Raw genomic sequence first — 25,410 nt, 5'->3', positions numbered from 1 at the left:
CTGCGAGGCTGGGGTCAGAACTGGACGCGCGGCGGCTCGGCGATGGCTGCCGGCTCGGCGGTCTCGAAGAACGTCGCCTCGGCGAAGCCCCGTCGCTTGGCGAACGTGGAGTTCGGGAAGACCCGGATCTTCGTGTTCAGCTCGCGCACGCCGCCGTTGTAGAAGCGCCGGGCGGACTGGATCTTGTCCTCGGTGTCGACGAGCTCGGTCTGCAACTGCAGGAAGTTCTGGCTCGACTGCAGCTGCGGGTACCCCTCGGCGACCGCGAACACGCTCTTCAGCGCCTTCTGCATGTGTCCCTCGGCCGCGGAGGCCGTGCCGGCGTCACCGGCCGTCAGGGTCTCGGAGCGCGCCTTGGTGACGTCGTCGAAGACGGCCTTCTCGTGGGTGGCGTACCCCTTGACCGTGTCGACGATGGTCGGGATGAGGTCGGCGCGCCGCTTGAGCTGCACCGAGATGTCGCTCCAGGCCTCGTCCACACGGACCTTGAGCGTGACGAGCGAGTTGTACGTCACCCAGAGGTAGATCCCGATGATGACCAGGATCACCACCACCACTCCGACGACGATCAGCGTCGTGACGAGTCCGGTGTCCATGCGTGGGTGCTCCTTCTCGCGTTCGGATCCGCGGTGCTGCGTGGCCTGAACGGCCGTCGTGAAGTCTACCGACGCGTCCGCAGTGCTCGCGTCGACCGCCAGGGTTCACGGGCGATTCCCGAGTCACGCACACCGGGCGTTCGGGCTGCGGGGCGAACACGACCGGATGCGGGACATCATCCGCGAGGTGTATTGACCCAGCGGCCCGGATCACGTGGGATGGAGCCGGTGAGCACGCGAGGGGACAACGTGGACGACCGGGCCGTCGGGGGCGACGGCCCTCGTCGTCGTACCCGGTTCGTCGCGCTCGCCTCGGCCACGGCCGTCCTCGCCGCGGCGCTGTTGGCGGCGGCGGCCGCCCCCGCGTTCGCCGGCACGGCGGCCCACGAACAGGCGACCACCGAACGCGTCAGCGCCGCGAGCACCGCTACCCCCGCACCGGGCGAACTCGTGGGCCCGCCGAGCAGCGGTCGCCCCGGCACCCCCACGCCCCCGCCCGCGTCCACCGGACGACCGCCCGTCGCACCGACCATCGCCGACCCGGGGGACGTGACGAGCAGCACCGCACGGTTCCACGGCACCGGGACCCCGGCGCACGTCGTCCGCGTCGCGGGCCCCGCGTCGACCGGTTCGGCCGGTTGCTCGGCCCAGGTGCAGGCGAACGGTTCGTGGTCGTGCCTCGGCACGGTGCGGTCGGGTCCGCAACAGGTCTTCACGGTGCGGGACGTCACCGCGCCGAGCCAGCCGCCCGCGAGCGCCCCGGCCTCCGACGTCATCGTGCCGCCGACCATCGCGTCCGACCACCCGACCAGCGGCGCGCTCTCCGGCACGGGCTTCCCCGGTTCCACCGTGGTGCTGTCGGTCTCCGGATCGTCGACGCAGCAGACCGCCCCGGTCGGCCCGGACGGTCGGTGGGTGACCTCGCTCGCGCTGCGGTCCGACGCGACCGTCACCGTGACCGCCTCGCAGACCGCCAGCACGGCGCGCGGTTACCGCTCCGACCTGCGCAGTGCGTCTTCGGCCCCGGTGCGGATCACGGTCGACCGCACAGCACCGGCAGCCCCGCGGATCACCGCACCCGACGACGGCGACCGCGTCGGTTCGCGTGCCACGGTCGTCCGCGGCACCGGCGAGCCCGGCGCCGACGTGACCGTCTACGTCGACCGCGCGCCCGTCTGCCGCGCCGAGGTCGCTGCGAACGGTTCGTGGTCCTGCTCCACCGCTGGGTCGCAACTGCGGGCCGGCGGACACGACCTCACCGCGACGCAGCACGACGCCGCCGGCAACTACTCGCGGTCGTCCGCTGCCGTGCAGGTCACCGTGTGGTCGACCTCGGGCGCCCCGAACGGCACCCCCGGCACCTCCGGAACCGGCGGGGACGCACCGACCAACGGCACCGGCTCCGGCTCCGGCTCCGGCTCCGGCACCGACTCCACCGGCACCACGACCGCGCCGGGTGACGGCCAGACCCCCGGCGACACGGGGACCCCGGCCGGCACCGGAACCGGGAACGCAGGCGGCACCGGCGACGACGGCCCCGGATCAGCGGCAGCGCCCGGTGACGGCACCGACCCGACCGGCACGAGCACCCCCGGGGCCGCAGGCTCCGGCGGCCACACCGACTGGTCGGGCCCCGCGGGCGACTGGACCGCCGCCACCGCCTACGACCGCACCGTGCCGACGATCCAGGCCGCGTTCTCGTGGCGGACCGTCCTGATCGCCACAGCCGTCGCCGCGGGGTTCCTCCTGCTCATCGCCGCACCCCTCGCGCTCGTCGCCGCCGCTGCCCGCGGGCGCATCCGCTCGCCCTTCGCCGGACTGCTCGGGCGGAACCGCTCGCGCTCGGACCGCTCCGGGTCCGATGACGTGCTGCCGACCTGGGTGTCGATCACGGTCGCGGTGGCCGTCGCCGCGCTGTGCACGCTGCTCGGCGTGGGCGTCTCGCTCGAGGCCCGCTACGTCCGCCTCGCCATCGCCGTGCTGCTCGGCACCGCGGTGCTCACGGCAGCCGTGGTGCTCGTGACCCGGTGGGCGGCCGGGCCCGACCACCGTGCGGTGGGCTTCCGGGTGTCCCCGTGGCTGGTGCTCGCGGCGCTCGTGGCGTGCGGGATCACGCGGGCCGCGGACCTCTCCCCCGCCCTGATCGTCGGGATGGTGCTCGTGCCGTCGGGACGCCCCGACCTGGACACCGCCGCTCTGCGCCTGGGCTCCGGGATCGCCGCCGGTGCCCGGAGCGCGACCTGGCGGACGGTCGCGCTGCTCGGGCTCGCGACCGCGGGGTGGGTGCTCCACAGCCTGACCGCGGGCGGGGGCTTCTGGTCCGCGTTGACGTCGGAGTTCGCCATCACCCTGTGCGTCGGCGGGGTCGGTGCCGTCCTCGCGACGCTGCTGCCGTTCGCGGGTTCCGCCGGCAGTGCGGTCCTGATGGCCTCGCGTGCCCGGTACGTGGCACTCGCGGTCGTCGCGGTCGCGCTCACCGCCGCGGTCTACTCGGGTCCCGCGGGGACCCACGCGTCGCCGGTGCTGCTCGGCGCGGTCGGCGCGACCTGCGTGGCGGGCGCCATCGGGGCCTGGTTCTGGGCGCGCACCGCGCGACCGGACGCGGCCGCCTGACCCGCACCGGGCCTCCCGTCCGCCGTCCCCGCGCGGCGGATACAGTGACGATCGGTGCGTGACGCGCCGTTCGACCGCCCCAGGGAGCGATGATGACCGAGACCCGATCCGACTACGACCCGACGCGGTTCCGCGAGGTGTTCGAGGGCAGCTACACGTACGCGAACGGCTTCGCGCGGAACACCCACCGCTTCGCGGACCGGCCCGCGCTGCGCGACCCGGACACGGGTCGGTCGTGGACCTACGCGGAACTCGGGGACGTCGTCGACCACATCGGCGGGTGGCTCGTCCGGCACGGAGTCGGTCGCGGTTCGGTCGTGATGGTCGAGCTGTTCAACTCGCCCGAGGTCGCGATGCTCTACCTGGCGTGCCACCGCATCGGCGCAGTGTTCTCGCCGACGAACTTCCGGCTCGCGCCCGACGAGGTCGCCTTCATCATCGAGGACTCCGCGCCCGTGGTGCTGGTGCACGACGCGGTACGCGGCGACGACATCGCCCGAGCGCTCGAGACCGCGCCGCACCGTCCGGACCACATCGTCGTCGTCAGTGGCGACGACCACGCAGCGCACCACGACCACGCAGCGCACGACGACCACGCCGCACACGACGCGCGGGTCGCGTTCACCGCCCTCCTCGCCGCCGACCCCGTCACCCCCGCCGAGCTCGCCGCGACCGAGCCCCGCAGCACCTACGACGAGACCACCCGCCTCTACACCTCCGGCACCACCGGGCGACCGAAGCCGGTGCCCCTGCCGAGCCTGGTCGAGGTGCTCAGCGCCCACGACGTCGTGATGCACTTCCCGCTCAGCCCCTTCGACAAGACGCTCAACATGTCGCCGCTGTTCCACCGTGGCGGCCTGTACTCGGGCGGCCCGAACCCGGTGTTCTACGTCGGCGCCGAGCTCACCACCCTGCGGCACTTCGACGCCGAGCGGGTGCTCGACCTGGTCGAGTCCGAGCGGCTGACGTTCCTGATCGGTGCGCCGCCGAACCTGGTGCAGCTCGCGAACGCGCAAGAGGCCCGTCCCCGCGACCTGTCGTCCCTGCACGGCATCGTCACGATGGGTGCACCGCTCGACCGCGCCGCCGCACTCCGCTACCAGGAGCTGCTGTCCCCGCGGATCTTCAACGGCTACGGGACGACCGAGACCTTCTGGAACACGTTCCTGCGTCCTGAGGACTTCCCCGACGGCGCCGGCTCCACCGGACGAGCATCGACGGACGACGACGTCGCCGTGGTGCGCGTCTACGAGGACCGCCTGGCCGACCCGAGCGACACCGTGCCGAAGGACGGCTCCGAGATCGGCGAGTTCGCGGTCCGGACCGTGAAGTCCGGCTACTCGTACCGCAACCCGGGGCTCGAGGCGGAGAAGTTCGCGAACGGCTGGTTCTACCCCGGCGACCTCGCCACGTGGGACGAGCACGAGCGGGTGACGATCGTCGGCCGCAAGGACGACATGATCATCTCCGGCGGCGAGAACGTCCACCCCGTCCAGGTCGAGGCCGCACTGCAGGAGCACCCGGGCGTCGCCGACTCGATCGTCGTCGGGATCCCGGACGAGCGCTGGGGCGAGGTCGTCACGGCGTACGTGGTCCGTGCAGCGGGACGGCTACCGGACGACGACGTCGCGGCCGCCGCCGAGCTCGAGGAGTGGACGGGCTCGCACCCCGGGCTCGCCCGCTACAAGCGGCCGCGGCGGTACCGCTTCGTCGACGAGCTGCCCTACAACGCGACGGGCAAGAAGGTGCACTACCTCGCCAAGGCGACGGCAGCGGAGGACCAGGCGGCGGGCCGACTGCTCGAGCCGTAGCGGGTTCTGCACGTGCGCGGCGCCGGACGGGAGGCCCGTGGCGGCCCCGCCCCGCGCCTCCCGTCCGTCAGCCGGTCGCGTCCACGGCCATGCCTGCGTGCGTTCCTTCCCATGCCGCGTGCGGTGCTTTGCCGGATCGGGCGTACCTGGTCGAAACTTCCGACCAGGTACGCCCGATTCGGCCAGGTACGCCCACGTACCCCCGGGCCGGCGCTACGTGTGGCTCGGCGCGTTCCGGGCGAACAGACCCGGCAGCAACCCACCGATCTTCGTCCCGATGCACAGGCTGACGAAGGTCGCCAGGGGCGTCGCGAGGGACTCGGGGTCGAACGTGGCCACCGCCACCAGCCCGACGGTCCCGGGGACGAGCAGCAGGAACGCCGGGAAGAACGACACCGTCGCCGGGATCGCCGGCACGAGCCGCTCGAGCAACCGCGTCGCGACGAACAACAGGGCCGCCGTCGCCCCGGTCGCGACGACGCTCCCCCACACCGGCGTCGTCCCGCTCACCAGCGCGTAGGCGGTGACCATGACGGCCACCGACACGAGCGTCAGCCGCCAGCCCGAGCGGAACACCAGGCCGAGGCCGACCGCCAGGACCACCACTGCGACCCACGACACCCAGTAGGACGGCACGGACTCCCACCCGGCCAGGTCCGTGCCGACGCCGGCGACCTCGCCGACGAGTGCCGCCGAGGACGGGTCGACGTGCAACCCGGTCAGCGCACTGCCCGAGGCGATGCCGGCCGCCATGAAGCCGAGCATGATGAGCCCCTGGACCAGCCGCGAGGACCCGGTCACGATGTCCGCGGCGGTCAGTTCGAGCAGGGCGTTGGTGATGAGGGCACCGGGGACGAACACCGCCACCGGGGCGCACACGGCGAACAGCGGGACCTGCTCGAACCCGGCACCCGCGGCGACGAGTCCGACGATGGCCGTCGACACGAAGGCCGCCAGGAACGGGATGATCGCGACGGCCTCGCGGAAGCGCCGGAGCAGCAGTCCGATGACCCCGACGAGCGCACCGACCAGGAGCGCGAGCAGGATCGCCCACCACGGGCACCGGAACACGACGGCGAGCCCGGCGGAGGTCAGCGCGTTGCCGAGGATCCACGGCAGTGCGGGCGGCGGGACGGTGCCGGCACGGATGGCCCGGACCCGCGCGGGGATCTCGGCGAGGGCGATCGACCCGCTCTCCAACCCGAGCACGACCCGGTTCGCCCGTGCAGCCTGTCGCGATGACAGCTCGACGCCCTCGGCGTTCACGATCGTCGCCGCACCGGTCGAGACCTCGCTCACCATCACGAGCGCCGGCAGCACCCCGATCGCCAGGGTCGGACCGACCCCGGCGGCGTCGCGGGCCTTCTCGAGCGCCGAGCGGACGTCGGTGACGGAGCTGCCCGCGTCGAGCAGCAGTGCACCGAGCGTGCCGAGGAGCATGCCGACGGGGACGGTCTCGCCGTCGACGACCTCGACGTGGGCCTCGGGCCGACGGAGGGCGTTCTGCAGGTTCGCGAGTGCGCTTCCGAGTCCGACCACGCAGGCGATGTTAGCGATCGAGCGTGGCCTCGATGACCACGTTGTCGACCGACGGGGAGCCGTCCGGCCGCTGCAGGCACGTGATGAGCAGGAGCCGGCCGGGCTCGTCCGCCCAGACGTCGGCATCGGCGGCCACGGTCGCCTTCGTGATCCGCTCGGAACCGGTCACCGTCCACCGCGCGTCGCCGATCCGGACGCTGCTGCCGACCACGACCTCGGAGCGTTGCCCGTCGACGTCGATGAGCAGGTTGCCCGGGCCGATCGCACCGTTCCGCAGCGAGTGCATGACGACGAACACGGTGCCGTCCGCGCGGTCCGTCAGCGGGACCCCCAGGTTGCGGACCCGGTAGGCCTCACTGAACCCCGGCGGCGTGATCTGACCGTCGACGGCGTCCAGTTCGCCGAGCGGCACCTCGAGCCCGACCGACGGCACCACGAGCTGGACGCCGGTGTCGGCGACCGCGTTCGAGGCAGACGCCGCCGTCCCCGACTCGCCCGGGTCGAGCGTGACCTGCTTGCCGTCGAGCGACGTGCCGGTGATCGCCGTCGGCGAGGCCGCTCCGGTGGTCGCGGTGACCACACCGACCACGCCGACGACGAGGGTCGCCGCGGCGAGCACGGCGATCGTCCAGAGCAGCGCGGTGCGCGGTCGGGTGCGTGGGGCGGTCATCTTCCGTTTCCGGGGTGGTGACGGACGTGTCGGACGGGAGGCGCGCCTCCCCTCCGACACCTGGGTGCCGGGATCCGCGTGGCGGGGTCGACCGCCCCGCGGATCCCGGTGCGTCAGTCCTGCTGGGTGACGCGGCGGCGGTACGCGATGAACGCGACCGAGCCGAGAGCGACGACGCCGGCGGCCGACAGCCCGATCCACGGCAGGGCCGAGGTGCCCGAGACGGTGCCTCCGGTGTTCACGGCAGCGCCGGTGGTGACGGCCGTGGTGGTGTCGATCGGGTCGACGACGACGGTGCCGTCAGCGGTGACCGTGATGGCGAGCGAGACCACGGCGGTGCCGTCCGAGGACTCCACCGCGATGGTGTGCGCGCCGGCCGGGGTTCCCGTGGGGATCACGACCGAGGTCGCGAAGGCCCCGTCGGCGTCCGTGGTCACGGTGCCGAGGACGACGGGGTCGCTGTGCAGGACGATCGAGTACTCCGTCGCTGCCGGCAGGCCCTCGGCGCGCAGCGGCACCGAGTCGCCGACCGTGAAGGTGGTGGTGCCACCGGTGCTGATCGACGGGGCCGGGGTGGTCGGCCCGGTGGTGGGCTCCGTGGTCGGGCCGGTCGTCGGGCCGGTCGTCGGCTCCGGGGTGCCCGGCTCGCTCGGCTCGGTCGTCGGCTCCGGCGTGCCGGGCTCGCTCGGCTCGGTCGTGGGCTCCGGGGTGCCCGGCTCGCCCGGCCCGGTCGTCGGCTCCGGCGTGCCCGGCTCGCTCGGCTCGGTCGGCTCGGGCGTGGGTGCCTCGGCTGCCGTGTAGGCGATCGAGATCGGCTGCGGCTTCTTGGCCGCGGCGTCGTTCGCGCCGGACGTGTACCAGTACGAGCTCTGACCGGTCTCGTTCTGGAAGTCGACGAAGTCCGCCGGCCACGAACCCCAGTCGGCGTTCGTCTTGTTCAGGCTCGTCGCCGACGCGGGCTCGACACCCTGCCAGTCCGGGCTCACGGTGATGCCCGAGCTCGTGACGTCGACGTCGGTGAGGGTCGCGAGGTGCACGGTGCGCGGCGTCAGCGGCGCCCAGCTGCCCCCGTCGCGCGAGGCCGCGTAGCCCGAGACCGTCGCCGTGAGCTCACCCGTGCCGTCCGCTGCGACGTGCAGTTCCGGGTCCTCGGCGGACCAGTAGGTCAGGCCGCCGTAGAACGCGACCGTGAAGCCGCCGTCCCACGCGATGTCCGCGGTGCCGGCTGCGGCGTCCACGGTGCCCGTACCCGCGGCGAGCGTCAGGACGCCGGCGGTCGTGGTGCCCGGGCGGACCGTGGTCCCGTCGCCGGTCTGGCACTTCGTGGCGAAGGTCGGGGTCGAGGTGCCGCCCGCGGCCTTCGGGTAGGCGATCGAGACGTTGCCAGCCGACGCGGCGTAGCCGGGCGACGGGTTGGTCGCGGTCCACGGAGCCGAGGCTCCCGAGTTGCCGGCGACCCCGGCGGACAGGAAGTTGCAGCCGCCGAAGTAGGCGCCGGCGTTGGCCTCGTTGCTGAGGCTCCAGGACAGCGACGCATCGGTGACGTCGGCGGAGGCGGCGTTCGCGGGGGCGGCGCCGAGCGCGGCGGCAGCGGCGATCGTCGCGCCGAGGGCGACGGCGGTCGCGCCGGCGGCCAGACGCCGGGCGCGAGGAGAGGACAGGTGCATTCGGGTGGTCTCCAAGTTTGGGTAGCCTTACCTAACTCCCTGAGCATAGGGACAGGGTTTAGGTTAGGCAAGCCTAAGTTGGATTCGGCCGGACGAGTTCGTGCGCGGACCTGGTTCGCGCACGTCAAAGCGACAGTTGTCCGCACGGACGCGCCGTCCTGCCCGCGAAAGCGACAGTGTGCCGCGAACGGTTGGCGGCACGACGTCGCTTTCGCGGGACGCACGCGTGTGACGGACGGGAGGCGCGGTGCGGGCGCACCACGGGCCTCCCGGCCGGGCTGGGGCCGGTTCACACCCGCCGAAGCGACAGATGCACCCGCGGTCGCGCCGTCTTGCCCGCCAGGGCGACAGTGTGCCGCGAACGGTTGGCGGCACGACGTCGCTTTCGCGGGACGCGCACTGGTACCCCCGGTGGGACTCGAACCCACAACTCGGCGATTTTAAGTCGCATGCCTCTACCGATTGGGCCACGGGGGCGGGCCGCAACAGCCTACCGATGCGCGAGAGGCGGCCACCCCGAAGGGTGACCGCCTCTCGTGGACTGCTGCTGGGACTACTTGGCGTCGGCCGGGGCCTTCACGGGCTCGGCCTCGTTCGAGACGTCCTTGGCGGGCTCGCCGTACGCCGGGCCGGCGGCGCCAGCGGGCTTGCCCTCTTCGGGAGCCGGAGCGGCGGCCGGAGCTGCCGGGGCCTCGGCCGCGGGCTTCGGACGGGACGCGAAGGCCTCGAACGCAGCGCGCGGAGTCTCACGGTCGTCGAGCGACGCGATGTCGCGGCCCAGGAAGAAGCCACCGACCCAGTCGCCGATGACGCGCCACTTGCGCTCCCACGACGGCATCGCCATGCCGTGGTAGCCGCGGTGCGCGCCCCACGCCAGGAAGCCCTTCATGGCGAACTTGCCAGACTGGAACACGCCGATGCCGAGACCGAGGCCCGCGACGGCGCCGAGGTTCTCGTGCTTGTAGTCGGTCGTCGCCTCGCCACGGATGGTCGCGACCAGGTTCTTCGCGAGCTGCTTCGCCTGACGGACGGCGTGCTGGGCGTTCGGCACGCAGAAGCCGCCGACGCCACCACCGGTGAGGTCCGGCACGGCTGCGACGTCGCCACAGGCCCATGCGTCCGCGATCACGCCGTTGTCGTCGACGACGCGCAGGTCGGGCTGCACGCGGATGCGACCGCGCTGCTCGAGCGGGAAGTCGGTGCCCTTGACCATCGGGTTCGCCATGACACCGGCGGTCCAGATGATGAGGTCGGACTCGATCTTCTCGATCGCGCCGTCGCTCGTCTTGAGCTCGCAGACGCCACCGACGGCCGAGGCCAGCTGGGTCTCGAGGTGCACGTTCGCACCGCGCTGCGCGAGGTTCTTGAGCACCCAGTGCGAGGTCTCGAGCGAGACCTCGGGCATGATGCGGCCCATCGCCTCGACCAGGTGGAAGCGCGTCTCGTCGAAGGAGAGCTGCGGGTAGCTCTTCAGCAGGTCGGTGACGAAGGAGCGGAGCTCGGCGAAGACCTCGATGCCGGCGAAGCCACCACCGACGACGACGACGGTCAGCAGGCGGTCACGCTCGGGACCGGCCGGCAGGTTCGCCGCCTTGTGGAAGTTCGTGAGGATCTTGTCGCGGATCGCCGCGGCTTCCTCGATCGTCTTGAGGCCGATGGCCTCGTCCGCGACACCCGGGATCGGGAACGTGCGAGACACCGCGCCGGCGGTCATGACGATCTGGTCGTAGGACTCCTCCCACGCCTCGCCCTCGGTCGGCGTGATCGTGGCGGTCTTCGTCGCGTGGTCGACCTTGGTGACCTTCGCGGTGACGACGCGGGTGTTCTTGAGGTGGCGGCGGTGCGAGACGACCGCGTGACGCGGCTCGATCGAACCGGCAGCGACCTCGGGCAGGAACGGCTGGTACGTCATGTACGGCAGCGGGTCCACCATGACGACCTCGGCTTCGCCCTGGCGAAGGTGCTTCTCGAGCTTCCATGCGGTGTAGAAACCGGCGTAACCGCCGCCGACGACGAGGATCTTGGGCACGGGGGATGATCTCCTTGGATGGGGGTTTCGGAGTCGAGTCAGACTTCGCCGCCACCCGCCCCGACTCCAGCGTCTGCACCGTCATCATACGCCCGGCACTCACACCGGGAGGGCGACCAGTCCGCGCGCTCGAGCGCGAGGTCACCGATGGGGTTGACGCCGGGTCCGGCGGCGAGGGCGTGACCGACGAGGGCGTGCAGGCACTTCACACGGGTGGGCATGCCACCGGCGCTGATGCCGACGATCTCGTCGACGTGCTCGATCGACTCGCGATCGGCCAGGTAGGACTCGTGGGCCGCGAGGTACGCGGCCGCGGTGGTGTCGTCCTCGAGCAGTGCTGCCAGCTCCGGCATCACCTGGTTGGCCTCGAGGGTGCTGACCGCGGCGGTGGCCGCGGGGTGGCACAGGTAGTAGAACGTCGGGAACGGGGTGCCGTTCGACAGTCGGGGCTTCGTGGAGACGACCGTGGGGTTGCCACAGACGCACCGTGCCGCGATCCCGATGACGTCGCGTGCCGGTCGGCCGAGCTGCGCCGACACGACCTGGACGTCGCGGTCGGAGGGCGGGTCGAAGGGAGGGGTCGTCACGGGAACGTGAGCCTACCGGAGACCCGGTACCCCGCGCACCGTCGCGCCGGACGGGTCCGGTTCGGTGCTACTTGCTCTCGCCGGTGCCCGAGACGTCCGGGGCCACGAGGTCGGCAGCGGTCTCGTCGGTGAGCCCGGACTGCAGCACCGAGGACAGCATCGCCTGCACCCAGTCCACCTTCGGCGTCTGGACCTTCGTGCTGACGGGCGTGCCGGAGTCCGTCGTCGGCGTGGTCTCGGCCTTGCGGTCCTCGGCCCCCATCACGAGGTAGCTCTCCTCGCCCGGGTACACGTAGAGCAGGCGGTCGCGCGCCTGCGCCTCGATGTACGCGGGGTCGTCCCAGCGGGCGACGTCCTTCTTCTTCTGCGTGACGTCGGCCTTCTGGCTCGCGACCTCACGCTGCTGCTGGGCGATCTGCTCCTGCTGCTGGATGAGCGTGCGGAGCGACGGGGCGAGCACCACGACGAAGAGCACGATGATCGCGAGCATCAGCAGGCTGAACCCGGAGAAGTGGATCGAGCGGTACCAGGGCTGCGCCGACGTGCTGCCGTCGGGCATCGCCACGGGGACGCGGCGGACGCGGGGCTTCTGGCTGGGCACGTCCCGACGATAACCCGACCGACGCGGTGGGAGCGCCCGGCACGCGGCCGTTCGGTGGCCTCTCAGCGACTCGCGTCGTCCGATCGCTCCGCCGGGAGGCGCGGGTCCGGCCCGCCAACCCGTCCCGCGCAGGGAGCGGTCACGACCCATCGCCCGGCGCGCGTCCGGCGGTCACGTCCCGTCGGAGGAGTCCGAGCTGGCCGACGTCTCCCGACCGCTCGACGCAGCGCGCGCGGCAGGTACTGACCCCGGCACGGAGGGACGCGATCGAGGTCCGCACACGACGAGACGCCGCCCTCTCGGAAGAGGACGGCGTCTCGGTGGTGCCGGTGCTGCTGGCCGAGCTGCTTACAGTGACTTGGCGCGCGGGAAGGCCGAGCGACCGGCGTACACCGCGGCGTCGCCGAGCTCTTCCTCGATGCGGAGCAGCTGGTTGTACTTCGCGACGCGGTCCGAACGGGCCGGTGCACCGGTCTTGATCTGACCACCGTCGACCGCGACCGCGATGTCCGCGATCGTGGTGTCCTCGGTCTCGCCGGAGCGGTGCGACAGGATCGAGGTGAGGCCGTGACGGTGCGCGAGCGAGACCGCGTCGAGGGTCTCGGTGAGCGTGCCGATCTGGTTGACCTTCACCAGGATCGAGTTCGCGGCCTTCTCGTCGATGCCCCGCTGCAGACGCTTCGGGTTGGTGACGAACAGGTCGTCGCCGACGATCTGGACCTTGTCGCCGAGCTCGGCGGTCAGGTGCGACCAGCCTTCCCAGTCGTCCTCGGCCAGCGGGTCCTCGATCGTGACGAGCGGGTAGTTCGCGACGAGGTCGGCGAAGTACGCGGTGAACTCCTGGCTCGAGAGCTGCTTGCCCTCGAACGAGTACTTGCCGTCGTGGAAGAACTCGGTGGACGCGACGTCGAGGCCGACGGCGATGTCCTTGCCCGGGGTGAAGCCGGCCTTCTCGATCGCGGTCAGCAGGAAGTCGAGCGCCGCACGGTTCGACGCGAGCTCCGGCGCGAAGCCGCCCTCGTCGCCGAGGCCGGTCGCGAGGCCCTGCTTCTTCAGCTCGCCCTTGAGGGCGTGGTAGGTCTCGACGCCCCAACGGAGCGCCTCGGAGAACGACTCGGCGCCGTACGGCACGAGGAAGAACTCCTGGATGTCGACGTTGGTGTCCGCGTGGGCACCGCCGTTGACGACGTTCATCAGCGGAACGGGCAGCGTGTGCGCGTTCGGGCCGCCGAGGTAGCGGAACAGCGGCAGGTCAGCCGAGTCGGCAGCGGCACGGGCCACGGCGAGCGAGGCACCGAGGATCGAGTTCGCGCCGAGGCGGGACTTGTTCTCGGTTCCGTCGAGCTCGATGAGCGCGGCGTCGACGAGGCGCTGGTCGGTGGCGTCGAAGCCCTCGAGCGCCGGGCCGATCTCGTCGAGGACGGCGTCGACGGCCTTGAGCACGCCCTTGCCGCCGTAGCGCGAGGCATCGCCGTCGCGGAGTTCGTACGCCTCGAACGCGCCGGTGGAGGCACCGGAGGGGACGAGCGCGCGGGACACGACGCCGTCGTCGAGGAGGACCTCGACCTCGACCGTCGGGTTGCCTCGGGAATCGAGGACTTCGCGTGCGCCTACGGCATCGATCAGGGCCACGGGGTACTCCCTACACATTGGTTGTGGTGTTTGCGGGACCGATCCTAGCGAGCCGAGGTGAACACGACGTCGACCGTGACGCCCGGTGTGGACAACTCAGTCGAGCGGGCGGAACTCCACACCCTCGAGCGACGTCGTGTCGGCGCCGACGGTCGCGAAGGCGGAGAACCCCTGCGCGGCCAGACCGGCGAGCAGGTTCTTCGTGTTCTTGGTGCGCCGTTCGAGCCGCACGCGCCGGTGCGATGCGAGCGCCTCGGTCTTGAGGGCCGCGAGCCGGACCGGGTCGACGTCCTTGTCGTAGACGAGCACAACGGCGTCCGACTCGGCGGACTCCGGGAGTGTCACGAGGTCGACCAGGCGCTCGAAGCCCAGCGAGAAGCCGACCGCGGGGACGTCCTGCCCGAGGAACCGACCGATCATGCCGTCGTACCGACCGCCGCCGCCCAGGCTGTAGCCGAAGTCGGGGTGCGCGACCTCGAAGATCGTGCCGGTGTAGTAGCCCATGCCGCGCACGAGCGTCGGGTCGAAGCGCAGGTCGACGCCGGGCAGCGCTTCCCGCAGGCGCAGCAGGTCGGCGAACGCCTCGGCGTCGAGCCACGCAGCCCCCTCGACCGAGGTCCAGTCCGCGGCCTCGAGCGCACGGATGGTGTCCTCGAGCCCCGGCAGCTCCTGTCCGACGGTGCTGCGGAGCTCGGCGGCGACGCCGTCCGGGCCGATCTTGTCGAGCTTGTCGACCGTGATGAGTGCGCGGTCGGCGGCAGCGGGGTCCGCGATGCCCCACGACGCCAGCAGGGTCAGCAGGATCCGCCGGTCGTTGATGCGGATCGTGGTGCCGGTCACCCCGAGCGCATCGAGCGCGGCGGTCGTGGCGCGGATGAGCTCGATCTCGGCCAGCTGCCCGGGCTCCCCCAGGATGTCGATGTCGCACTGCACGAACTGGCGGTAGCGCCCCTTCTGTGGACGCTCGGCGCGCCAGACCGGCGCGATCTGCACCGATCGGAACACCGAGGGCAGCTCGGCGCGGTGCGAGGCGTAGAACCGGGCGAGCGGCACGGTCAGGTCGAACCGGAGCCCGAGGTCAGCGAGGTCGAGCGGCGCCTGGGCAGCCTGCAGGTCCTCGGTGCTGAGCCCGCGCTTCATGACCGCGAACGCCAGCTTCTCGTTGTCGCCGCCGAGCCCGGAGTGCAGCCGCGCGGCGTCCTCGACCACGGGGGTCTCGATCTCGTCGAACCCGTGCCGCGAGTAGACGTCACGGACGACACCGAGCACGTGCTCGCGTCGGGCCTTGTCCGCCGGGAGGAAGTCGCGCATGCCACGGGGTGCCGTCACGGTCGTCGCCATGGCGTCAAGTCTGGCAGATGCACCCTGCCGGCTTGCGCGGCATGCGTTGCACTGGCATACTGGATGCAGAACCTCGGTTCGGAGCGTGCCTGATCCACTCTCCGGACCGATCGCGTGGGCACCGTGCTGCAGTGTGCCCCGCGACCCGAGCGGGTTCTGCGTGCACACCTCTCCCTGGGGGTGTGCCCACCCGCTCACGGGCGCCCTCCTTTTTCGGGTTAGGAGGGCGCCCTTCTCTTTCCCCGCACACACAAGCTGCGGCTCCCCGCGCACACACGCTGCGGCTCCCCGCGCACTCACTCCGCGGCGCGGCCGGCTTCCTCGAGCGCAGCGACCGCCACGCGGAGACTCGCGACCGGGTCGATCCCGTCCCGCACCGCTCCGGCGACCTCTTCCAGCATCGCGATCCCCCACGCCGGGTCCACCGCCCCCGCACCGTCGGCCGCTGCCGGAGACCCGACCGATGCCCGAGCGGTCCCCGCTCCGGTTGCCGTAGCAGGCGTGGCGGACGTGCCACGGGCCTCCCGGTCAGCAGCCGAGCCGGACGCGACGGGCACGGCGGCCACGACCGACGCGACGGCCGTGTCGGCAGCACCGTGCTCCTCCAGGCGCTCCAGCAACTTGACGGCCCGCTCCAGTGGCGGCATCGCGCGCGGGACGCCGTCGAGGGCGCTCGTCCGGGCCGACTTCTCCGCCGCCTTCGCCGCGCGCCACACCCGGACCACGTCCTCGACGGTGTCCGCGGTCTCGTCGCCGAACACGTGCGGGTGTCGACGGACCATCTTGTTACTGACCCCGGCGGCGACGTCCTCCAGGGTGAACTCCCCCGCGCGTTCGGCGATCCCGGCGTGCAGGACGACTTGGTACAGGACGTCGCCGAGCTCCTCGCGGACGTCGTCCGGGTCGCCGTCGTCGATGGCGTCGACGAGTTCGTAGGACTCCTCGACCGCGTAGCGCGCGAGCGTGGCGTGGGTCTGCGCCCGGTTCCAGACGCAGCCCCCGTCCTTGGCGAGCAGGCGGTCGACGACGGTCACGAGGTCCGGTACGGCGGTCATCGCGCCATCGTCTCACCCACGTATGCTGGTCGTGGTGTGTCGGGAAGTCTGGTCGACGGACTACCACCCGACCCCTCGAGACGGAGATCCATGTCGTCCCTCGTCCGCTCCCCCCGCTTCAGCGCCATCGCGCTCCTGACCGCCGCCGTGCTCGGCCTGGTCGTCGCGAACTCTCCGGTCGGCCCTGGCCTCGAACGTCTGCTCGACGCGCACCTGCCGCTCGGTGCCGTCGGCCTCGACCTGTCGATCGCGCACTGGATCAGCGACGGCCTGCTGGCGGTGTTCTTCCTGCTCGTCGCGATCGAGCTGAAGCAGGAGCTCGTCGACGGTGAGCTGTCGAACCCCAAGACCGCGATCATCCCCGCCATCGCGGCGGTCGGCGGCGTGCTCGTGCCGGCGGGCATCTTCCTGCTCGTCACCGCGGGCACGCAGTACACGCACGGCTGGCCGATCCCGACGGCGACCGACATCGCGTTCGCCCTCGGTGTCCTGGCGATGTTCGGTCGCGGACTGCCGAGCGGCATCCGGGTGTTCCTGCTGGCACTCGCCGTGCTCGACGACCTCATCGCGATCATCATCATCGCCGTCGTGTTCGCGCACGACACCGACTTCCTGGCCCTCGCCGGTGCCGTCGTCACGCTCGCGGTGTTCTGGCTGCTCGGCCGGATGCTCCGTCCGGGGCGCAACGGGCAGACGCTGCTCATCGTGGCGATGGTCGTGGTCGGGCTCCTGACGTGGTGGCTCGTCTACCACTCCGGCGTGCACGCCACGATCGCCGGCGTCGCGCTCGGCCTCGTGCTCCCCCGGCGTCCGGGCCACACCCTGCACGAGAACGTCGAGCCGTGGTCCAACGCGATCGTGCTGCCGGTGTTCGCGTTCGCGTCGGCCGCGGTGGTCATCCCCGCCGTCGGCATCGGCGAGCTCTCCCCCACGTTCTGGGCGGTCGTCATTGCGCTGCCGGTCGGCAAGGTCATCGGGATCACGCTGTTCGGCGTCGTCGCCACACGCCTCTTCCGCTCACCGGGGCGGTCGTCGTTGTCGTTCTTCTCGATCATCACCGTCGGGGTGCTCGGCGGGATCGGCTTCACGGTCTCGCTGCTCATGAACGAGCTCGCGTTCGCCCGGAACGAGGAGATCCTCGACGAGGGCGTGCTCGCCGTGCTCGTCGGCTCGGGCATCGCCATCGTCGCGTCGGCGGTCGTGGTCACGCTGCGGGCCCGGGCGTACCGCGGGCGGCGCGAGCTGTCCGAGGCCGAGGCGACCGAGTAGCGGGGCGCGGTTCCGGGCGCGCACCAGCTTTGCGACCATCCACGCGTCGATCAACGCGTGGATCGTCGCGGACAGCGTGCGCGCGGTGGACGCGCCCACGAGCGGACGGGAGGCACGGTGCCAGCCCGCACCGTGCCTCCTGTCCGTCGCCGCTCGCGACCACTGCACCCCTTACGCGGCCGGCGCCTCCGCCGGCGTCGTCGCGCCGTACACGGCGGTGAGGATGCTCTCGACCCACTGGATCAGGGCGTCGTCCGGCAGCGCCTGGTCGTGCGGACGCGGCATCGGGATGCTCGCCGCGTTCTGCTGCGGGAACCACTTCGCGCCCGGGAACATCCGCTTGAGCCGCACCTGCGACGAGTCGGCGAGCTCCTTGCCCGCCACGCGCAGGTTCGAGCCCATGACCACGACGTCGGACAGGCCGACCTGCTGCGCCATCCGACGCAGGCGGGAGACCTCGACCAGCGTCTGCACGGCCTGCGGCGGCTGCCCGTAGCGGTCGGTGAGCTCGTCGAGCACCATGTCGATGGCGTCCTGCTGGGCCGTCGGGGCCGAGGCCGCTGACAGCTTCTGGTACGCCTCGAGCCGGAGCCGCTCGGACTCGACGTAGTCCTCGGGGATGTGCGCGTCCACCGGGATCTCGAGTCGGAGCTCGGTCTGCCCCTCGGCCACGTCACCGCGGAACTGCGAGACGGCCTCGCCGATCATCCGGAGGTACAGGTCGAACCCGACGCCCGCGATGTGCCCGGACTGCTCGCCGCCGAGCAGGTTGCCGGCGCCGCGGATCTCGAGGTCCTTCATGGCGACCTGCATGCCCGCGCCGAGCTCGTTGTTCGCCGCGATGGTCTCGAGGCGGTCCTGTGCGGTCTCGGACAGGGGCTTCTCGGAGTCGTACAGGAAGTACGCGTACCCGCGCTCGCGCCCTCGGCCGACACGACCACGCAGCTGGTGGAGCTGCGACAGCCCGTACTTGTCGGCCTTGTCGATGATCAGCGTGTTCGCGTTCGCGATGTCGAGGCCGGTCTCGATGATCGTCGTCGACACGAGGACGTCGAACCGGCGCTCCCAGAAGTCGACCATGACCTGCTCGAGGGTGCTCTCGGACATCTGCCCGTGTGCCACGGCGATGCGGGCGTCCGGCACGATCTCGGCGAGGTGCGCGGCGACGCCCTGGATGTCCCGCACGCGGTTGTGCACGTAGAACACCTGGCCCTCGCGCAGGAGCTCGCGGCGGATCGCGGCGGCCACCTGCAGGTCGGACTGCGGCCCGACGAAGGTCAGGATGGGGTGGCGGTCCTCGGGTGGGGTCGCGAGGGTCGACATCTCGCGGATCCCGGTGACCGCCATCTCGAGCGAGCGTGGGATCGGGGTCGCCGACATCGCCAGGACGTCGACGTTCGTCTTGAACTTCTTCAGCTGGTCCTTGTGCTCGACGCCGAACCGCTGCTCCTCGTCGATGATGACGAGCCCGACGTCCTTGAAGGTGATGCCCTGCGACAGGATTCGGTGGGTCGCGATGACGATGTCGACGGTGCCGTCGGCGAGCCCGGCGATGGTCTCCTTCGACTCCTTCTCGGACTGGAACCGGCTCAGGGCGCGCAGGTGCACGGGGAACCCGGCGAAGCGCTCCTGGAACGTCTCCATGTGCTGGCGGACGAGCAACGTCGTCGGCACGAGCATGACGACCTGCTTGCCGTCCTGCACCGCCTTGAACGCGGCGCGGATCGCGACCTCGGTCTTGCCGTAGCCGACGTCACCGGAGAGCAGGCGGTCCATCGGGATGGGCCGCTCCATGTCGCGCTTGATCTCGTCGATGGTGGTGAGCTGGTCGGCGGTCTCGGCGAACGGGAACGCCTCTTCCAGCTCGCGCTGCCACGGGGTGTCCGGGCCGAACGCGTGCCCCTTCGACGCCATCCGCGCCGAGTACAGCTTCACCAGGTCGACGGCGATGTCGCGGACGGCCTTGCGGGCCTTCGACTTGGCGGCGGACCAGTCCGAACCGCCCATCTTCGACAGGGTCGGGGACTCGCCACCGACGTACCGCGAGAGCTGGTCGAGCTGGTCGGTCGGGACGAAGAGCTTGTCGCCGGGGTAGTTCCGCTTCGACGGCGCGTACTCGAGCACGAGGTACTCGCGCTGCGTCTTCACCGCGTTGCGGCCGCCGGAGCTGACCTCGCGGCTCACCAGTTCCACGAACTTGCCGATGCCGTGCGTCGCGTGCACGACGACGTCGCCCGGCTTGAGCTGCAGCGGGTCGACCACGTTCTTGCGACGGCTCGCGAGCTTCTTGACGGTGCGCGCGCCCTGCTGGACGCTCCGGCCGTAGAACTCCGCTTCGCTGAGGACGACGATGCGCGGATCCGGGATGGCGAAGCCGTGCTCGACGGTGGCCGTCGTGACGATGGCGACACCCGGTTCGGGAGGCGTGGGCAGGGCTTCGGCACGGGCTGCGACCCCGGCGTCGGCGAGGACCTGCACCGCCCGCTCGACCAGACCCTGGCCCTGGGCGGTCACCACGACCGCCCACCCGTCATCGGTGAGCGCCTTGACGTGCGCGATCGCGCCGTCGGCACTGCCCGCGAAGCTCGGTACTGCCTCGGCTCGGACGCGGATGTACTCCCCCGCCTCGGCTGCTGCCTCGGCGTCGGTGAGCACGCGCGCGGTGTCGCCTTCGTCGAGACCGGAGTCGAACGGCGACACCGTCCACCAGGTGCGCTGGCCGCGGGTGTTCTTGAGCTGCTGCACCGTCAGGAAGTTGCCGGCGTCGAGGTCGATCGGCGCCTGGGCCCCGGCGACCGCGGCGCTCCACGCGGCCTGCAGGAACTCGGTGTTCGTCTCGGCCAGGCTGTTCGCGCGACCGTTCACCCGCTCGGGCGAGAACACCGCGATGGTGGCGTCCTCGGGCAGGTACGACGTCATCGGGACGAGGTCCTGCACGAGCGCGGGGGCGAGGGACTCCATGCCCTCGACCGGGATCCCCTCGGCGATCTTCGCGAGCATCTGGGACAGGTTCGGGAACTCGTGGAGCATCTCGCGCGCCCGCTGCCGGACGTCGTCACTGAGCAGGAGTTCGCGCGAGGCCGTGAGTTCGACCGAGCCGAGGTCGTCCTCGGTCGTGCGCTGGTCGGCGACCGAGAACGCCTTGACGGCCTCGATCTCGTCGCCGAAGAAGTCGACGCGGACGGGGTGGTCGGCGGTGGGCGGGAAGACGTCGAGGATGCCGCCGCGCACCGCGAACTCACCGCGCCGCGTGACGAGGTCGACGCGGGCGTAGGCCATGTCGACGAGCTTCGCGGCGATGGCGGCCAGGTCGTTGCCGCGCGAGTCGGTGCGCAGCACGACGGGCGCGAGCGAGGTCAGGTTGGCGGCGATCGGCTGCAGCGCTGCGCGGACGCTCGCCACGACGATGGTGGTGCGGCGATCGGTGGCGTCGGCGGCGGACCACGACGCGAGCCTGCGGAGCGTCGCGATGCGGGTGCCGACGGTCTGGGCACTCGGGCTGAGCCGTTCGTGCGGCAGGGTCTCCCACGCCGGGAACTCGAGGACGTCGGCGTCGGGGACGTAGCTGCCGAGGGCGTCGCGGACCGCTTCGGCTTCACGCCCCGTCGCCGTGATGACGAGCACGCACTGCGGCCCGTTCCGCTCGGCGAGCAGCGCCCCGAGCAGTGGGACCCGCAGGCCGTCGACGACCGAGAAGTCGGCGTCACGAGGCGCGGCGCGGAGCACGCGATCGAACGCGGAGGCGCGCGAGAGCGCAGGGATGATGCCCGAGATCGTCACTCAGGAGATGGTACCGGCCCCCACCGACACCGCCCGCGTGGTGCGCGACGGGCGAACACGGGCGGGATCGACCAGCGCGGTCAGGACGGTGCGTGCACCCGCTGCTGCGCGGCGACGAGTCCGACCTCGGCGATCGCCTCGACCGCGTCCGCGGCGTCGGCCAGCAGGATGGGCAGCGACTTCTTCTCGGCTGCCGAGAAGTCACGCAGCACGTAGTCGGCGGGGTCCTGACGACCGGGGGGACGACCGATGCCGACGCGCACGCGCATGAACTCGTTCGTGCCGGTGGCCTTGATGATGTCGCGCAGCCCGTTGTGCCCGCCGTGACCCCCGCTGCCCTTGAGGCGGACGGTGTCGAACGGCAGGTCCAGCTCGTCGTGCACGACGACGAGGTCAGCTGGGGTGGCGCTGTAGAACCCGAGGACCGACGAGACCGGTCCGCCCGAGGTGTTCATGAACGAGCCGGGCTTCGCGAGCACCAGGCGCGGTCCGCCGGGCACCAGGCGCCCTTCGGCGACCTGGTTCGGCGTCTTGTGCTTCTTGAACCGCGCACCCATGCGGGACGCGAGTTCGTCGAGGACCATCTGGCCGACGTTGTGACGGTTGCCGGCGTAGTCGGGCCCGGGGTTCCCGAGTCCGACCACGACCAGCGTTCGATCCGCCACAGCGTCGACCAGATGCCTTCGAAGGGGGTGTTACTCGGAGTCGACCGGCTCGGAGCCGCCCTCGGCACCGGCTTCGGCACCGGCCTCGGCCGAGGCCTCGTCCGCAGCGTCGTCGTCAGCGGTGCCACGCGGGGTGACGATCTGCACGACGAGCGCCTCGCCGTCGGTCTCGAGCTCGGCGCCCTCGGGGAGGGTGAGCTCGGCGGCCGTGATCTGCTTGCCGTCCTCGAGGCCCTCGACGTCGACGACGACGTGCTCCGGGATGTCGGTCGCGAGGACCAGCAGGGAGACGGTGTTCAGGTCCTGCACGTGGATCGTGCCGGAGAAGGACTCGCCCTCGATGACGACGGGCACGTCGACCGTGACCTTCTCGCCGCGGCGCAGGACCACGAGGTCGATGTGCTCGATGATCTGGCGCACCGGGTCACGCTGGACGTCCTTGACGAGGGCGAGCTGGGCAGCACCCTCGATGTCGAGGTCGACGACCGCGTTGGCGGTACGGACGAGCAGCATGGTCTCGTGACCGGGCAGCGAGATGTGCTTCGGCTCGGTGCCGTGGCCGTAGACCACTGCCGGGATCTTGTCGGCGGCGCGGAGCTTGCGCGCTGCACCCTTGCCGAACTTGGTGCGGACGTCCGCTGCGAGCTTCGTGTAGTCGGCCATGGTGCCTCCTGGTCTCGGGGGTCGACACCGGCGGTCCGGCATCGTGGGGGTCTGTGGTGTTGCAACTCGAACGCGTGCACGCGTGAGGAACGTTCCCTGGGCTGGGCCGGGTCTCCCACCGCGTCGATCACGGCCGCTGTCGCGGCCCTCGCCGAAGTCAATCACCGACTCTACCAGCACCCGCCGGGCGTGTCGTGCCTCAGTGCCCCGCGGCCACCGCTTCCTTCGGCACCTTGAGGAACGACAGCACCACGAAGGCGAGGACGTAGAGGCCGACGAACGTCCAGACAACGCCACCGGGGCCACCCCACGGCAGGACGGCGCTGACCACGGCGTTGCCGAGGAAGGTCGCACCACCGGCCGCCGTGGCGTACATCGCCATCGCGGCACCGCGACGCTCCTCGCCGGCGAAGGCGGGGACGATCGCGCCCATGGGTGTGAACCCGGCGAGCATGATGCCGAACACCGTCCCCGCGGCGGTGGCGAGCCAGAAGCCCCACTCGGAACCGGCCGGCACCAGGTGCGGGACGTACCACCAGGCCAGCAGCCCGATCGCCGAGGCGCCGATGCCGAACCACTTGACGGTGCGGATCCAGCCGATGCGGTCGCCGAGGGCGCCGAAGAAGGCGTTGAACAGGATGTTGCCGGCGTAGACGATCACCGTCATCGTGAGCCACTTCGACTGGCCCCACCCGAGCTCGGTACCGATGATCGCCGGCATGATCACGAACATGCCGAACTCGGGCGCCGTGTTGACGAGCCGGATCAGGACGGCGAGCAGGACCTTGGGGCGCGTGATGCAGACCTCGATGCCGCTGGCGATGACCCGTGCGGCGGAGTGCGAGCGCGGGGCGATGCGGCCGAGCCCGGTCCGCTCGTGCACGCCGAACCGGATGATCACCCAGCCGGCCACGACCAGGACGAGCGACAGGGCCATCGACCACGTCTCACCCGTGTGGCCGCCACCGAACGCGGGGATGCTGCCGATCGCGATGAGCGAGCCGAGCGTCGGCAGGCCACCGGTGAAGACGACGTAGAACCAGCCGACGGCCGTGGCGTTCCGGTCCCGCGCCACGGTGTGGTTCACCCAGCAGAGGAACGAGAAGGCGAACAGCGGGAAGCCGAGTCCGCGCAGGAAGTACGTCAGGGCGATCAGCCCGACCGACCCGGTGGGCAGTGCCGCGAGGAACGCGACCTGGAACACCACCCACAGGACGGCCCCGATCGTCATGACGCGGCGCGGGCCCCACAGCTCGGAGAGCACGCCGGCGAAGTAGGACGCCACGAGGACGGCGACGCCGTAGATGCCGATGACCATCGCGGCGCTGTCCGTACCGCCCGAGCCGAGGGCAGCGGCGATGTGCGGAGCGATGAAGTTCGACTCGATGCCGTCGCCCGTCATGAAGACGAGGACACCGAGGAAGCCCCAGCGCAGCGGGTGCGGGATGCCGAGGCGGGCGATGAGGCCCTCGCGCCCGGCAGACGGTGGTGCGGTGGCAGGTGGGGCGGTCGTCACGCCGTTCGGCGGGGTCATGGTCGTGGTGCGGTTGGTGCGGGGTTCCGACATGTGTCGTCTCTCCTGGAGGGGCCCCGGAGTGCTCGACCCGGCATCGCGGCATGTCTCCGGGGTGCGCCGCGCGCCACGCACCCGACCGCCCGCGCAGTGGCTGCGGGCGGTCGGGGCGTCGGCGATGATGCGAGTCCTGTACCCGGGGCGCCCCGTGCTGATGCGGAGACGGATCCCGGCGGACCATCGCCGGCCCGAAGCATGGTGTCCGACGTTAGACCGCTCCAACGCTGCTCGTCAAGAACGACAACTGTTGTGTAACGATCGGCGGTCGTGCCGCGCGGAGGCGGTCGTTCCGGGCGTAGTGGGTCGTTCCGGGCGTAGGTGGTCGTTCCTTTTGGCCGAGTACGCCCGATTCGACCTTCCATCGCGCGCGTGATGGGAAGGAACGCTCCGCGAGGCTCAGCGACCGAGGCTGCGCCGGTACTCCTGCGCGGCCGCCAGCAGCTCGCGGGCGTCGTTGCTCGCGGCCTCGGCGGCGTCGCGAGCACGTTCGAGGGCCTCGATCTCCGCGGTCGCCCGATCGAGCTCGCGCTGCAGGTCGGCCCGACGCTCCTCGGCCTGCTCGAGGTCCGCCTCCGCGGCGTCGAGTGCGGCATCGGCGTCGCGCGACTCGCTCCGGGCGGCGGTCTCCGCCTGGCGTGCGGCCTTCCGCTCAGCGGCCGGGTCACGCTTCGGCTCGGGCTGGGCGTCCGGCTCCGGTCCGTCCTGGGGTTCCGCCTCCGTCGACCGGGAGGCACGGCTCGCCTTCCGCGCGCCCCTCGCCTGGGTGATCGGGATGGGTGGGGCATCGCTGCCGGACCAGGCGTCGGGCACCGCGTCCGGATCCGCGAGCGCCCCGTCCAGGTCGACCGCGTCGAACCCCACGCTCTCCAGCGGCGTCACGAGCAGCCCCGACCGCACGGCGGCTCCGGCGTGCGGGTCGGCCATCGCCGCCGCGATCGTCGCGCGCACCTGGTCGAGCACGGCCGACGTCGCGGGGTGTCCGGCGTCCGAGGCGAGGTCGGCCCCGGCCTGCGCCAGCGCCTCGATCACCTCGGAGCGTTGCTGTCGGAGTGTCCGGATCTCGCCGGGGTCGGCGTCGGCCTGGGCCTTGCGGAGGGCTGGCCCGAGGTCGACCGCGTCGTCGAGGGCGCCGTCGTGCGCGAGCAGGTCCACGACCCACGCTGCCGGTGCCGGCTTCCGGAGCTTCCCGATCGCCGCCGCCAGGGACCGGTCGTCCTTCCGGACCGCGCGTTGGCGAGCCGTGCGCTCGGCGACGAAGTCCCCCGGCGCGACGAGCAGCAGCTCCCGGGCGACCTCTGCGAACTCCACACCCACAGCTT

The 25,410-nt window shown here is 71.6% G+C and carries 18 protein-coding genes and 1 tRNA gene; 3 read left to right on the top strand and 16 right to left on the bottom strand.

Going from position 1 to position 25,410, the window contains the following annotated elements; all coding sequences use genetic code 11:
* Positions 1-14 precede the first annotated feature (14 nt).
* Positions 15-596: a LemA family protein gene (locus EDF48_RS03700; RefSeq protein ID WP_111084820.1), complete on the bottom strand. Its 582-nt coding sequence runs from the start codon at positions 594-596 to the stop codon at positions 15-17.
* Between the two features lie 228 nt (positions 597-824).
* On the opposite strand from EDF48_RS03700, the gene EDF48_RS03695 reads away from it, so the two are divergent.
* Together EDF48_RS03695 and EDF48_RS03690 are read left to right on the top strand one after the other, a co-directional pair.
* The gene (locus EDF48_RS03695; RefSeq protein ID WP_131878228.1) at positions 825-3,209 is read left to right on the top strand and encodes an Ig-like domain-containing protein; all 2,385 of its coding nucleotides are present in this window, start codon (positions 825-827) and stop codon (positions 3,207-3,209) included.
* A 92-nt stretch (positions 3,210-3,301) separates the two neighbouring features.
* Complete coding sequence (locus EDF48_RS03690) at positions 3,302-5,020, top strand: AMP-binding protein (RefSeq protein WP_131878226.1); 1,719 nt, start codon at positions 3,302-3,304, stop codon at positions 5,018-5,020.
* A gap of 213 nt (positions 5,021-5,233) precedes the next feature.
* Here the strand turns inward: EDF48_RS03690 and EDF48_RS03685 are convergent, their stop codons facing one another.
* The 10 genes from EDF48_RS03685 to EDF48_RS03640 all read right to left on the bottom strand — a co-directional run bounded on the left by EDF48_RS03685 (position 5,234) and on the right by EDF48_RS03640 (position 16,141).
* Positions 5,234-6,559, bottom strand: coding sequence for a threonine/serine exporter family protein (locus EDF48_RS03685; RefSeq protein WP_123294738.1), 1,326 nt, complete (start codon positions 6,557-6,559; stop codon positions 5,234-5,236).
* 10 nt (positions 6,560-6,569) lie between these two features.
* Positions 6,570-7,229 (bottom strand): class F sortase, encoded by a 660-nt coding sequence (locus tag EDF48_RS03680; protein ID WP_131878224.1) that lies wholly within the window; start codon positions 7,227-7,229, stop codon positions 6,570-6,572.
* 113 nt (positions 7,230-7,342) lie between these two features.
* Positions 7,343-8,911 (bottom strand): hypothetical protein, encoded by a 1,569-nt coding sequence (locus EDF48_RS03675; RefSeq protein WP_131878222.1) that lies wholly within the window; start codon positions 8,909-8,911, stop codon positions 7,343-7,345.
* Between the two features lie 385 nt (positions 8,912-9,296).
* Positions 9,297-9,373: transfer RNA gene (locus EDF48_RS03670), tRNA-Leu, on the bottom strand.
* A gap of 76 nt (positions 9,374-9,449) precedes the next feature.
* Positions 9,450-10,925: an FAD-dependent oxidoreductase gene (locus tag EDF48_RS03665; protein WP_123294735.1), complete on the bottom strand. Its 1,476-nt coding sequence runs from the start codon at positions 10,923-10,925 to the stop codon at positions 9,450-9,452.
* A 38-nt stretch (positions 10,926-10,963) separates the two neighbouring features.
* Positions 10,964-11,512 (bottom strand): DUF501 domain-containing protein, encoded by a 549-nt coding sequence (locus tag EDF48_RS03660; protein ID WP_111084823.1) that lies wholly within the window; start codon positions 11,510-11,512, stop codon positions 10,964-10,966.
* Between the two features lie 67 nt (positions 11,513-11,579).
* The gene (locus EDF48_RS03655; protein WP_111084824.1) at positions 11,580-12,113 is read right to left on the bottom strand and encodes a septum formation initiator family protein; all 534 of its coding nucleotides are present in this window, start codon (positions 12,111-12,113) and stop codon (positions 11,580-11,582) included.
* Between the two features lie 348 nt (positions 12,114-12,461).
* Complete coding sequence (gene eno / locus EDF48_RS03650) at positions 12,462-13,745, bottom strand: phosphopyruvate hydratase (protein WP_123294734.1); 1,284 nt, start codon at positions 13,743-13,745, stop codon at positions 12,462-12,464.
* Positions 13,746-13,841: 96 nt separating this feature from the next.
* Positions 13,842-15,086: a histidine--tRNA ligase gene (hisS, locus tag EDF48_RS03645; RefSeq protein WP_123294733.1), complete on the bottom strand. Its 1,245-nt coding sequence runs from the start codon at positions 15,084-15,086 to the stop codon at positions 13,842-13,844.
* Between the two features lie 296 nt (positions 15,087-15,382).
* The gene (locus EDF48_RS03640; protein ID WP_131878220.1) at positions 15,383-16,141 is read right to left on the bottom strand and encodes a MazG family protein; all 759 of its coding nucleotides are present in this window, start codon (positions 16,139-16,141) and stop codon (positions 15,383-15,385) included.
* 90 nt (positions 16,142-16,231) lie between these two features.
* On the opposite strand from EDF48_RS03640, the gene nhaA reads away from it, so the two are divergent.
* Positions 16,232-17,410: a Na+/H+ antiporter NhaA gene (gene nhaA, locus EDF48_RS03635; protein ID WP_123939046.1), complete on the top strand. Its 1,179-nt coding sequence runs from the start codon at positions 16,232-16,234 to the stop codon at positions 17,408-17,410.
* Between the two features lie 171 nt (positions 17,411-17,581).
* Here nhaA and mfd read toward each other — a convergent pair whose 3' ends face one another.
* The 5 genes from mfd to EDF48_RS03610 form a co-directional block, all read right to left on the bottom strand.
* The gene (gene mfd, locus EDF48_RS03630; RefSeq protein ID WP_131878218.1) at positions 17,582-21,190 is read right to left on the bottom strand and encodes a transcription-repair coupling factor; all 3,609 of its coding nucleotides are present in this window, start codon (positions 21,188-21,190) and stop codon (positions 17,582-17,584) included.
* Positions 21,191-21,270: 80 nt separating this feature from the next.
* Positions 21,271-21,855, bottom strand: a complete 585-nt coding sequence (gene pth, locus EDF48_RS03625; RefSeq protein WP_123294729.1) for an aminoacyl-tRNA hydrolase — start codon at positions 21,853-21,855, stop codon at positions 21,271-21,273.
* Positions 21,856-21,885: 30 nt separating this feature from the next.
* Positions 21,886-22,518, bottom strand: coding sequence for a 50S ribosomal protein L25/general stress protein Ctc (locus EDF48_RS03620; RefSeq protein ID WP_123294728.1), 633 nt, complete (start codon positions 22,516-22,518; stop codon positions 21,886-21,888).
* Between the two features lie 199 nt (positions 22,519-22,717).
* A complete protein-coding gene (locus EDF48_RS03615; protein WP_243698025.1) occupies positions 22,718-24,085 on the bottom strand; it encodes an RbtT/DalT/CsbX family MFS transporter in 1,368 nt (455 codons plus the stop codon).
* Between the two features lie 402 nt (positions 24,086-24,487).
* Complete coding sequence (locus EDF48_RS03610; RefSeq protein ID WP_131878216.1) at positions 24,488-25,399, bottom strand: hypothetical protein; 912 nt, start codon at positions 25,397-25,399, stop codon at positions 24,488-24,490.
* Between the last annotated feature and the right edge of the window lie 11 nt (positions 25,400-25,410).

Source organism: Curtobacterium sp. PhB191 (assembly GCF_004346515.1).
In the GTDB taxonomy this organism is placed as follows: Bacteria; Actinomycetota; Actinomycetes; order Actinomycetales; family Microbacteriaceae; genus Curtobacterium.
Note: the sequence above shows the minus strand (reverse complement) of the source record. Positions and strands in the feature narration are given on the sequence as shown.